The following is a 6,967-nucleotide window of genomic DNA, read 5'->3' on the forward strand; positions in this document are numbered from 1 at the left end:
ATATTTTAAGTTCGACAATTTCCATTAAAACCAAAAAAATTGCCATAAATATAGGATACCCCCTACATCTACAGCAATTTTTTTAGAATATGTGTTTTATTTCGACTTCAATTCCTCTAATAAAGGAAAAAGTTCTTCTAAATGTTTAATCTCAAACGTAGGAATAACTTCATTTCTCGCTTTGTCATATCGGTTTATCCAGACTGTCTTGATTCCTGCTCGATTCGCACCAAGAATATCGGTCATCAGATTATCCCCTACCATAATGACCTCATCCTTATCAACCGACAATAACTCAAGTGCGTGTTCAAAAATGGCCGGGTCCGGTTTCCCTCTGCCAAAATCCCCCGATATAACAATGTGGTCAAAATAGGGAACAAGTTCCGGTGTGATCTCTAATTTTGTTTTTTGAAGATCTGGTGAACCATTGGTTAATAATAGCAGTTGGTAATTTCCTTTCAACCTATCTAGAATTTTAAAAGATTCCTCATATACAAAAGGTAATTTCCTGCGTTCCTGAGGAAATCGTTCTGCCAGTTCCAATCCAAAATCAGCATCTTCTACGCCCAAAGCTTTCAAGCCTGCTGTCCAAGCATCTTTCCGGTAGGAAGGAACCATTTCCTTCATCTTTCTAAAGTCATCTTGATCATCTAAAAAATTCCCCCACAACCCTTCAAACGGATTGATGCCAATCATTTGCGTGAAAGAGTAAAATTCATAGCCGGCATAAATACTTCTCGCAGCTTCGCGAACAGCCTCTTCTAGCTGATCCACATTAAGCCCATACCTCTCCTCTGCCACTTTACACGTAGCAACAAAAGCTTCCTTAACACTTTTTTGATCCCAAAGCAGTGTATCATCTAAATCAAAAAAAATAGCTTTAACCATCGTAATCTTCCCCTTGTCCAAGATATATCTTACTAGTTTACCATTTTACAAATAAAAAATATATCATTCTGAATTTTTTATTATTTTATTTTAAAAGGGAAGGTTTCCGATTTTTAGGATGATATTGTCAATACATTGTTTTTGGATGTTGTTTCGTGAAGGGCAGGGTCCACGGTCACATTATTTCCGACAACGATTAAATGGACGTCCGGATCCTTTGAGACAAGGATAACACCTTTCTTAATCACTGTTTGGCTGCCTATGACCGCATTTTCAATCCAAGCGTTCTCTTCAACAATGGTATTAGGCAGGATAACAGCATTCTTGATTCGCGCCCCCTTTCCAACCTTCACCCCGCTAAACACAACAGACTTTTCGATAGTCCCGTATATTTCACAGCCTTCACTTAGTAAACTTTGCTGAGCCTTTGCGGATTGATCCAAATATAAAGGGTCCGCATTATGTTCGACCGTATGGATTTTCCACTCCGGATTTTGCAGAAAAATGTTTGTCTCCTTATTTAAAAGATCTAAATTAGCATCCCAAAAACTCCGAACGGTCCCCACATCTTTCCAATAGTTGTTGAAATAATAGGCATAGAGCCCTCGTCCATCACACAGCATTGAAGGAATGATATCCTTACCAAAATCTCGATTTGTAATTTCTTTTTGCTCCTCTTGCAGCAAGTATTCTTTTAACACTGGCCATTTGAAAATATAAATACCCATTGATGCCAAATTCGTCGTCGGATGTTCTGGTTTTTCTTCAAAATCGATAATTTTATAGCTTTCCTTCTCCATTTTTATGAGACCAAGGCGGCCGGCGTATTCCCACGGAACTTCAACAACAGCGATCGTACAATCCGCGTTCGTTTCAATATGCTGTTCAAGCATCAAAGAATAATCCATTTTATAGATTTGGTCTGCAGAAAGAATCAGAACATGCTCTGGCTTTTGCTGCTCGATAAATTCAATATTTTGAAAAACAGCATGGGAAGTTCCTTCATACCATTCTACTCCAGAGTTATTGCGTTGAAATGGTGGGAGAATCGTCAGGCCCCCATGACGATTATACAAGTTCCAATAGCTGCAATGAACAAGATGTGAATGCAGCACGTAGGGTCTGTATTGTGTTAAAATTCCTACAGTTTCAATTCCGGAGTTCTTGCAATTACTTAAGGCAAAATCAATGATGCGGTACTTCCCACCAAAGGGGACTGCTGGTTTAACTAGTGATTTTGTCAGCAGGTTTAACCTTGTACCCTTCCCGCCAGCCAATAACAAAGCAATCCATTTTTGTTTTTTCATTGTTACCCTCCTCGAAAATTAGTTCCTAACATGTGCACATCTATAACATCTTCCTCTACTTTTATTATCTCCGTTTTCTTCCAGTTTCCCGGTGAACCTGTTACAGCTTTGTGAAAGTGACCAACTTTTTTATCGACACCAACAGTAAGTAAACTCAAATATTAGCTAGTATTGTCGTAATTTTAAATACCGAATATTGCCCATAACAAAAAAACTACCATTTCCTGGCGATTACCTCGACATTGAAATGACAGTTCTTTTTATATATGCTCTTAATTTAAGATCCGTTTCTCTCCTTCAATTGCTTTGATCGGATCAATATTCTGGGTAAATTCAAGCGTGCCGATATAGTTTCCGTTCACATCACGAACCGCAAAGTAGCGAATATAAACATATTTATCCTTGAACTTAATCCAAAAATCTTCACAGTCCTTTTTGCCAGACTTAAAGTCTGCCAACAATGCCTCTACAACATGGACACTTCTTGGCGGATGACAGTTTTGGACAGTTCGGCCAATGACCGCTTTCGTCCGAGCAAATATTCTTTCCTTCCCGTGCGAGAAATAACGGACCACACCATCCTGATCAATAAATGTGATATCCACTGGTAAATGGTTTAATAACAACTCCAGCTGCTTTAAGGAGAGAATCCCGGTTTCCATCTTAATATACCCTTCAGAGATGGCCTTTTCTTCCAAGGCCTTTCTCTCCGGCCTCCAAACCTCAGCAGAATCGATCAGGCAAAAACCAATTTCATCACTTTCATGGGCAATTTTAACCCATTCATCTTCCGTAAAATTATTTATGGCCATCGGGAAAAGGATGTTCTCTTCCTTATAAATCATCCCTGCTACTTCTTGAATGACATAATTTACAACGGCAATAATAGCTTCCTTATCCCCTTGATAATTAACAAGTTTCTGCCTGCAATCCTTAATCGCGTCCCGAATGAAATCATCAATTCTCCACATATTGGTGGTTGGACCGAAAATCCCGTACTTTTCTAAATAGGGAAAAATCAAATTCTCTTTACGGCTATAATGCTTTTCAATATCCAGCAATCGATTGATATCTTCCATTAGTTTGTAAATATTCTCTGTAGAATCTTCCTTCATAAATTCCTCCAAATGGACCTGAAGCTTCTTCGATAACAATTTATCTATTTCTTGATTCTCACGCTTAAAAGTATGAACGGGATGCCCAGGCTGTTCTTCTAATCTTCCGTTTTGGGTTCCATCTTCCACAATCGCTCCTTGAAAAATAGCTGAATGCTGATGATAGAGATGTTGTAGTTCTTTCGCAGAAATACTTCCCTCTTCGACAAAATCATGTTGGAGCTGTGTAATCTCTTCAATGGTTATTTTTCCAATCAATGCATCAAAGTGGGCTTTAACCTCGTCCAAGTTTCTTCCTTGATGAAGATCGACAAACAGTTGTTTTAATATACTTAAGCGTTCTGAATTTGATTTAGTCAGTTGTTCACGATTATTAATGATTTCACTCATAATAGGATTCTCCTTCATTGTGGCAAAATACTTTTGATATTTGTTCTCATTAGTAACTTACCACTTCCGAAAATCCTTGTTAGTGATTCACATCATTAGTAACAACCAAATTGTGAAAACTTTAGGAACGAACTTTTGACAGAATAGTTATTTCGTGTTATATTTATTTTGAATTAAAGATAAATTAATTCAAGATAATATTCCTTAAATTGATAGAAGATACTAAAACAATAAATGTAAATTTCGAGGTATAGGAGGAACGACAATGAATGGTTTAAAAGGTATACATCACGTAACCGCGATTACAAGCAGTGCGGAAAAAAACTATGAATTTTTCACATATGTATTAGGGATGCGCTTAGTCAAGAAAACAGTTAACCAGGATGATATTCAAACCTATCATTTATTCTTTGCTGATGATGTTGGCAGTGCAGGAACCGATATGACCTTTTTCGATTTTCCAGGGATTCCGAAAGGAGTTCATGGGACCAACGAAATTTCCAAAACATCCTTCCGTGTCCCAAGTGACGCGGCGATTGAGTATTGGGTGAAACGTTTTGATCGTTTAGGGGTAAAGCATACAGGGATTAAAGAACAATTCGGTAAAAAAACCCTGTCGTTTGTGGATTTTGATGACCAGCATTATCAATTGATTTCAGATGAAAATAATCAAGGGATTGCAGCAGGTACCCCATGGCAAAAAGGGCCTATACCATTAGATTATGCCATTACAGGATTGGGTCCGATCTTAGTTCGTGTCGCAAATTTCGACTACTTTAAAGAAATGATGGAAAAAGTACTCCTCTTTAAAGAAATAGCAAATGAAGGTTCATTTCATTTATTTGAAGTGGGTGAAGGCGGAAATGGTGCACAAGTGGTTGTCGAGTATAATGCGATCCTCCCTCAAGCCCGCCAAGGCTTCGGGACCGTCCATCATGCGGCTTTCCGTGTCGAAGATCGGTCTGTCTTAGAAGAATGGATTGGACACATGGAAAGCTTCGGCTTCCAAACGTCAGGGTTCGTTGATCGTTTCTTCTTCGGTTCCTTATATGCAAGAGTGGCACCACAAATACTGTTTGAGTTTGCAACCGACGGTCCAGGGTTTATGGGCGACGAGCCTTACGAAACATTAGGCGAAAAATTATCTTTACCGCCATTCTTAGAACCCAAACGGGCACAAATTGAGAGTATGGTTCGTCCAATTGATACGACTAGAAGTACCAAGGAATTCATTAAAGAATAAAACAAAGAGCGAGGCAATGATGCCCCGCTCTTTGTTCATTTAAAAACTTATGAAATCGTTTCTTTTTTCAATTCTTTTTCTAATTGTGCAACGCGCGCATCAATTGTACTGCGATAAAATGAGCTGTTTACTTGGTGCTCTAAGCGGGCAAGATAGTTTTCGATTTCCTTAAACTTTGAGTATGATTTATCAGAGTATGAATGGGAATCGAGCACCTGGTTAATTTGAAGATTCGCGCGAGTCACATTTTCTCTGCCCATTAATTCCATTCTGCGAAGATGCATATCTTTCACCTTATGCTTCATTTCCTCATATTTTCTTTCTAAATCACTTAACTGCCCATTAACTTGTTCTAGGGAAGTACGTAAACGATTTGCTCGATCGGTATATTGCTGCTGCTCGGAGGCGGCGAACTGATATAACTCATTTTCCCCTGCTTTTGACGCAATTTCGGCTTGATATGTTCTTTTTTCTGCTAACTCTTCTGCATGCTGTAATTCTCTTTGGAATTCATCTTTCAAGATATACTGGCGCTCCAACAACTTTCGCACCTTTTCGGTCTCTTGTTCACATTGGCGAAGGTATTGATTAAGAAGAGCAATTGGATTTTTCTTCTCCTTGTGATCAATCGCCTCATGCAAATCTGCTGTAATCGTGTTTTTAATTCTTGTAAATAAGTTTGTCATCTTATTCTCTCCTTTTTTGTTTTTATTTCTTTAATTCATTCCATTGCTTTTCAAAATTAATGAATGAATCTGATTCCTCTTTTTCAAAAATCACTTTGCTGCTATTCCATTTTTTGTAGACTAGGTACAGCACATAGGCAGCTCCAACACCAATGATGGCAGGAATATTGTGTAGAGAAGCGATCAGGACAATCCCCCCGATAATCGCTAAGCCAATTTTCCAACCAATTGATTCTGTTTTTAGGAACTTTTTGTAGATGAAATATAACAGGACTGCACTTACAATCAGACCTAGCATCGGACCAATTGTTGAAAGCAGGACGATTGCTGCAACCCCACCTGCTAAAAGTAAACCGAATTTTTTCATTTTGTTTTCCTCCTTTGTTTATCTTGATATCATCTTACCTTTTTTCCTTAGTAATCATAATTGCGCCTAAGCTTGATTTTTAACTCGGTCTAAAGACGTAGAAAGGGTTAGTCCGTTACAACTCAATTGCTAAACATACCACCCACTGCATCTCCGTTCACCAGGTGAATCATTCTTGTCAATTTGCATATTAGTCTTGGCATATGCATATCGTTTTAAGACGGGAAAAGGAGTGATGTTATGCTTAGTATCGAAGCAACCAGGAAAATTGAGAGTATTGCCCATCCAAAAGTCCAAAACATCGTGAGAACTTGTGTGGAACAAGGATGTCAATTCAAGCCACATCCAAATAATCCTAACTTAGTTAATTTATTTGACCCTGTTCGCAGGAAAAATATCATTGGAGATTTAAATCTTTTAAGTGAAAGAGGCTATTTTACTTTGGAAGTGGATAATGGACGTTTTAAGACATTCCGAAATGAAGTGTTGGGATTGGATATCGATCGTGATGATTTTGAATATAAGGTATTACGGCGATTAAGGCGATAATTATAATGTAACTGACCGAAAAGGACAATGAAATTTAACTCATTGCCCTTTTTTACTTATATGAGGAAAAAGCATGAAAAACAAAAAAGACAACCTTTTTCAGATTGTCCTTTTCGTGCCTGGCAACGTCCTACTCTCACAGGGACGCGTGTCCCAACTACCATCGGCGCTGAGAAGCTTAACTTCCGTGTTCGGTATGGGAACGGGTGTGACCTTCTCGCCATTGCTGCCAGACTATAAAATTTGAGGCTTCATTCCCTCAAAACTAGATAATGCTGAAGAAGTTTGTAAACTTGAGTTCACCTTAAAATTAGGATAAGTCCTCGAACGATTAGTATCAGTCAGCTCCACATGTTACCACGCTTCCACCTCTGACCTATCAACCTGATCATCTTTCAGGGTTCTTACTAGCTTGCGCTATG

The 6,967-nt window shown here is 38.5% G+C and carries 7 protein-coding genes and 2 rRNA genes; 2 read left to right on the plus strand and 7 right to left on the minus strand.

Annotated elements, in window-relative coordinates:
• Positions 1-96: 96 nt before the first annotated feature.
• The 3 genes from ACE198_RS26745 to ACE198_RS26755 form a co-directional block, all read right to left on the minus strand.
• Entirely contained in the window at positions 97-888 is a 792-nt protein-coding gene (locus ACE198_RS26745) for an HAD family hydrolase (RefSeq protein ID WP_375377645.1), read from the minus strand.
• Positions 889-1,001: 113 nt separating this feature from the next.
• Complete coding sequence (locus ACE198_RS26750; protein WP_375377646.1) at positions 1,002-2,195, minus strand: glucose-1-phosphate adenylyltransferase; 1,194 nt, start codon at positions 2,193-2,195, stop codon at positions 1,002-1,004.
• Positions 2,196-2,467: 272 nt separating this feature from the next.
• The gene (locus tag ACE198_RS26755) at positions 2,468-3,700 is read right to left on the minus strand and encodes a DUF438 domain-containing protein (RefSeq protein WP_375377647.1); all 1,233 of its coding nucleotides are present in this window, start codon (positions 3,698-3,700) and stop codon (positions 2,468-2,470) included.
• A gap of 265 nt (positions 3,701-3,965) precedes the next feature.
• Between ACE198_RS26755 and ACE198_RS26760 the strand changes: the two genes are divergently transcribed.
• Positions 3,966-4,943: a ring-cleaving dioxygenase gene (locus ACE198_RS26760; RefSeq protein WP_251463203.1), complete on the plus strand. Its 978-nt coding sequence runs from the start codon at positions 3,966-3,968 to the stop codon at positions 4,941-4,943.
• Positions 4,944-4,990: 47 nt separating this feature from the next.
• Here the strand turns inward: ACE198_RS26760 and ACE198_RS26765 are convergent, their stop codons facing one another.
• A complete protein-coding gene (locus ACE198_RS26765; protein WP_375377648.1) occupies positions 4,991-5,629 on the minus strand; it encodes a PspA/IM30 family protein in 639 nt (212 codons plus the stop codon).
• Positions 5,630-5,651: 22 nt separating this feature from the next.
• Positions 5,652-5,996 carry a lmo0954 family membrane protein gene (locus ACE198_RS26770; protein WP_375377649.1) on the minus strand — a complete coding sequence of 115 codons (345 nt, stop codon included), beginning with the start codon at positions 5,994-5,996 and terminating at the stop codon, positions 5,652-5,654.
• A gap of 240 nt (positions 5,997-6,236) precedes the next feature.
• On the opposite strand from ACE198_RS26770, the gene ACE198_RS26775 reads away from it, so the two are divergent.
• Positions 6,237-6,545 carry a hypothetical protein gene (locus ACE198_RS26775; protein ID WP_098576492.1) on the plus strand — a complete coding sequence of 103 codons (309 nt, stop codon included), beginning with the start codon at positions 6,237-6,239 and terminating at the stop codon, positions 6,543-6,545.
• Positions 6,546-6,662: 117 nt separating this feature from the next.
• Here the strand turns inward: ACE198_RS26775 and rrf are convergent.
• Together rrf and ACE198_RS26785 are read right to left on the minus strand one after the other, a co-directional pair.
• Positions 6,663-6,779 (minus strand): 5S ribosomal RNA (gene rrf, locus ACE198_RS26780).
• A gap of 77 nt (positions 6,780-6,856) precedes the next feature.
• A 23S ribosomal RNA gene (locus ACE198_RS26785) occupies positions 6,857-6,967 on the minus strand; the annotation flags it as partial.

The sequence above is a fragment of the Neobacillus sp. KR4-4 genome, from assembly GCF_042136325.1.
Taxonomy (GTDB): Bacteria; Bacillota; Bacilli; order Bacillales; family Cytobacillaceae; genus Neobacillus.

Bases quoted from the DNA above. Each gene is read 5' to 3' on its own strand.
- ACE198_RS26760 (WP_251463203.1), top strand. From the start codon at position 3,966: ATGAATGGTTTAAAAGGTATACATCACGTAACCGCGATTACAAGCAGT.
- ACE198_RS26765 (WP_375377648.1), bottom strand. From the start codon at position 5,629: ATGACAAACTTATTTACAAGAATTAAAAACACGATTACAGCAGATTTG.
- ACE198_RS26770 (WP_375377649.1), bottom strand. From the start codon at position 5,996: ATGAAAAAATTCGGTTTACTTTTAGCAGGTGGGGTTGCAGCAATCGTC.
- ACE198_RS26755 (WP_375377647.1), bottom strand. From the start codon at position 3,700: ATGAGTGAAATCATTAATAATCGTGAACAACTGACTAAATCAAATTCA.
- ACE198_RS26750 (WP_375377646.1), bottom strand. From the start codon at position 2,195: ATGAAAAAACAAAAATGGATTGCTTTGTTATTGGCTGGCGGGAAGGGT.
- ACE198_RS26775 (WP_098576492.1), top strand. From the start codon at position 6,237: ATGCTTAGTATCGAAGCAACCAGGAAAATTGAGAGTATTGCCCATCCA.
- ACE198_RS26745 (WP_375377645.1), bottom strand. From the start codon at position 888: ATGGTTAAAGCTATTTTTTTTGATTTAGATGATACACTGCTTTGGGAT.